Origin of the sequence: Streptomyces sp. 150FB (genome assembly GCF_000818195.1) — a bacterium.
GTDB lineage: Bacteria > Actinomycetota > Actinomycetes > Streptomycetales > Streptomycetaceae > Streptomyces.
Genome location: NZ_JTHL01000001.1, coordinates 1330652 through 1334173 on the forward strand (window position 1 = coordinate 1330652; position 3522 = coordinate 1334173).

General features: G+C 72.5%; 4 protein-coding genes. All 4 read right to left on the reverse strand.

Annotated features, from left to right (window positions below; genetic code table 11):
• Nucleotides 1-183: 183 nt before the first annotated feature.
• From aroQ to aroC, 4 genes are read right to left on the reverse strand one after another with little or no spacing between them, the layout of a single operon-like run.
• Nucleotides 184-624 carry a type II 3-dehydroquinate dehydratase gene (gene aroQ / locus QR77_RS05240; RefSeq protein ID WP_040019929.1) on the reverse strand — a complete coding sequence of 147 codons (441 nt, stop codon included), beginning with the start codon at nucleotides 622-624 and terminating at the stop codon, nucleotides 184-186.
• Nucleotides 621-1715, reverse strand: coding sequence for a 3-dehydroquinate synthase (gene aroB, locus QR77_RS05245; RefSeq protein WP_040019930.1), 1095 nt, complete (start codon nucleotides 1713-1715; stop codon nucleotides 621-623). Before aroB ends, aroQ begins: the two co-directional genes overlap by 4 nt.
• Nucleotides 1712-2239, reverse strand: coding sequence for a shikimate kinase (locus QR77_RS05250; protein ID WP_040019932.1), 528 nt, complete (start codon nucleotides 2237-2239; stop codon nucleotides 1712-1714). Before QR77_RS05250 ends, aroB begins: the two co-directional genes overlap by 4 nt.
• Entirely contained in the window at nucleotides 2236-3420 is a 1185-nt protein-coding gene (gene aroC / locus QR77_RS05255) for a chorismate synthase (protein WP_040019933.1), read from the reverse strand. The genes QR77_RS05250 and aroC overlap by 4 nt, the downstream gene beginning before the upstream one ends.
• Nucleotides 3421-3522 lie beyond the last annotated feature (102 nt).

Below are 3522 nucleotides of genomic sequence, written 5' to 3' on the forward strand. Positions count from 1 at the left end.
GCGGCTGCCCGTGAGGGTGTCCCTGGGGAGGCGGCAGCGGAGCCCCCACTGCGTGCTGCATTCCGGTGCCACTCCGTCTCGTGCGACTGACGCTGGTGCGCGCCCCCCGCGGGGTCGCCTGCTGCCGAACGGTACCGTCCCCGGCCGCCCTCGTGGGAACGGCCGGGCAGGTCCGCCTGCCTGTCAGCCCGTCAGTTCCTCCGCGAGGGCCCGCAGCGCGAGGCGGTACGAGCCGATTCCGAAGCCCGCGACCGTACCGCTGGCGACACCGGCGACCACCGATGTGTGCCTGAATTCCTCGCGTGCGTACGGGTTCGAGATGTGCACCTCGATGAGCGGCGCGGTGCGCTGAGCTGCCGCGTCGCGCATCGCGTACGAGTAGTGCGTGAAGGCGCCCGGGTTGAGAACGACCGGAATCGATCCGTCGGCGGCCTCGTGGAGCCAGCGGATCAGCTCGCCCTCGTCGTTCGTCTCGCGTACGTCGACGTCGAAGTCCAGCTCCTTGCCGAGGGTCCGGCAGGCCTCGACCAGTCCGGCGTACGAGGTGGCGCCGTAGACGTCCGGCTCCCGCGAGCCGAGCCGGCCGAGGTTCGGCCCGTTGACGACGAGGACCCGGCGGGTCATGCCGACACCTCCCCGTAGGCGGCGAGCAGCACGGCGGGGTCGGGGCCTTCGAGCACGGTCGGCTTGGCCAGGCCGTCGAGGACGATGAAGCGCAGCACGTCGCCGCGCGACTTCTTGTCGAGCTTCATGTTCTCCACGAGCTTGGGCCACTGGTCGCCCCGGTACGTCAGGGGCAGGCCGACGGACGCGAGCACCGCGCGGTGCCGGTCGGCCGTCGCGTCGTCGAGCCGGCCGGCGAGGCGGCCGAGTTCGGCGGCGAAGGCCATGCCGACGGAGACGGCGGCGCCGTGGCGCCACTTGTAGCGCTCGTTCTTCTCGATCGCGTGCGCCAGGGTGTGGCCGTAGTTGAGGATCTCGCGGAGTCCGGACTCCTTGAGGTCGCTGGAGACGACCTCGGCCTTCACCCGGATCGAGCGCTCGATCAGCTCGGCGGTGTGCGGTCCGGCCGGCGTACGGGCGCCCTCGGGGTCGGCCTCGACCAGGTCGAGGATCACCGGATCGGCGATGAAGCCCGCCTTGATGATCTCGGCCATGCCGCTGACGTAGTCGTTGACGCCGAGCGAGTCCAGCGCCGCGAGGTCGCAGAGCACCCCGGCCGGCGGGTGGAAGGCGCCGACCAGGTTCTTGCCCTCGGCGGTGTTGATGCCGGTCTTGCCGCCGACGGCCGCGTCGACCATGCCGAGCACGGTCGTCGGTACGGCGATCCAGCGCACCCCGCGCAGCCAGGTGGCGGCGACGAACCCGGCCAGGTCGGTGGTGGAGCCGCCGCCCACACCGATGATCACATCGGTACGGGTGAAGCCGGTCTGACCGAGCGCCTTCCAGCAGTACGCGGCGACCTCGGCGGTCTTGGCCTCCTCGGCGTTCGGCACCTGGATCGCCACGGCCTCGTACCCGCCGTCGGCGAGGTCCTGGCGCAGCGCCTCGCCCGTCTCGGCGAGCGCCTCGGGGTGCAGTACGGCGACCCGCTGGGCGCGGCCGATGAGGCCAGGAAGCTCGCCGAGGAGCTGCCTGCCCACCAGCACCTCGTACGGCTCGGAGCCCGCGGTGCCGCCGACCTGGATGCGGGTGACTGTCTGGTCGGTCGTCATACATCCTTCAATTCGAGTGAGTCGAGGACGGCCTGTGCGACCTCTTCCGGGGTGCGGTCGTCCGTCGCGACCACCGCACGGGCCACGTCGGTGTAGAGCTGACGGCGGGCCTCCATCAGCAGTTTCCACTGCTGGCGCGGGTTGACGGCCAGCAGCGGGCGCGCCGTGTTGAGCCCGACCCGCTTGATCGCCTCGCCGGCCTCCATCGTCAGATAGACGACGGGCAGCCCGGCGAGCCGCTCCCGGGTGGTCGCGTCGAGGACGGCGCCGCCGCCGAGTGCGAGCACGCCCGGGTGCTCGGCGAGTGCGACCCGTACCGCTTCCCGCTCCAGCTCGCGGAAGTACGGCTCGCCCGCGTCGACGAAGATGTCGGAGACCGACCGTCCCTCGGCCGCGACGATGTCGGCGTCCGTGTCGCGGTAGCGCGTTCCGAGACGTTCGGCGAGCAGCTCGCCGACGGTGGATTTCCCGACGCCCATCGGGCCCACCAGCACCACAGCGGGGCCGCTCTCCGGGCCGCTCATCGGATCGCCAGGTTCTCGAGGTACGAGCGGACGTTGCGCCGCGTCTCCGGCACGCTGTCGCCGCCGAACTTCTCGGCCACCGCGTCGGCCAGCGTCAGCGCGACCATCGCCTCGGCGACGATGCCCGCCGCGGGTACGGCACACACGTCGGAGCGCTGGTGGTGCGCCTTCGTGGCCTCACCGGTGACGACGTCGACGGTGGCGAGCGCGCGGGGCACGGTCGCGATGGGCTTCATCGCCGCCCGTACGCGCAGCAGCTCGCCGGTGGTCAGGCCGCCCTCGGTGCCGCCGGAGTGGCCCGTCGTACGCCTGATGCCGTCGTCGGTCATCACGATCTCGTCGTGCGCCTGCGACCCGGGCACCCGGGCGAGGCCGAAGCCGTCGCCGATCTCGACGCCCTTGATGGCCTGGATGCCCATCAGGGCCGCTGCGAGGCGGGCGTCGAGCCTGCGGTCCCAGTGGACGTGCGAGCCGAGCCCGACGGGCACGCCGTACGCCAGCACCTCGACGACTCCGCCGAGGGTGTCGCCGTCCTTGTGGGCCTGGTCGATCTCGGCGACCATCGCCTCGCTGGCCTCGGCGTCGAGGCAGCGCACCGGGTCGGCGTCCAGCTTCGCCACGTCGGCGGGCGTGGGGAGCACGCCGTACGGCGCCTTCGCGCCCGCCAGTTCGACCACGTGCGAGACGACCTCGATGCCGGCGGTCTCCTTCAGGTACGAGCGGGCGACGGCGCCGAGGGCGACACGGGCCGCCGTCTCGCGGGCGCTCGCGCGCTCCAGGACGGGGCGCGCCTCGTCGAAGCCGTACTTCTGCATCCCCGCGAGGTCGGCGTGGCCGGGCCTCGGGCGGGTCAGCGGGGCGTTGCGGGCGAGTTCGGCGAGGACGTCGGGGTCGACCGGATCGGCCGACATGACCTGTTCCCACTTGGGCCACTCGGTGTTGCCGACCATGATCGCGACGGGCGATCCCATGGTCAGGCCGTGCCGTACGCCGCCGAGGAAGGTCACCTCGTCGCGCTCGAACTTCATCCGCGCGCCGCGTCCGTAGCCGAGGCGCCGCCGGGCCAGGTGGTCGGCCACGATGTCCGTGGTGATCGGCACGCCGGCGGGAAGACCCTCCAGCGTCGCGACGAGTGCGGGGCCGTGCGACTCCCCCGCGGTCAGCCAGCGCAACCTGCTCAACGGTGCTCCTCATCCTCGCGCCCGGACTGCGAACTGCTGCGGCGCGGCCGGGTGCGCGGCCCTGGCCCGCCTCCTTCGATCCTCCCACGAGCGGCCGCGGCG

What these genes read in the sequence shown, in the direction of transcription:
- aroQ (WP_040019929.1), bottom strand. Translation starts at nt 624, where the DNA reads ATGACCCGCCGGGTCCTCGTCGTCAACGGGCCGAACCTCGGCCGGCTC.
- aroB (WP_040019930.1), bottom strand. Translation starts at nt 1,715, where the DNA reads ATGACGACCGACCAGACAGTCACCCGCATCCAGGTCGGCGGCACCGCG.
- QR77_RS05250 (WP_040019932.1), bottom strand. Translation starts at nt 2,239, where the DNA reads ATGAGCGGCCCGGAGAGCGGCCCCGCTGTGGTGCTGGTGGGCCCGATG.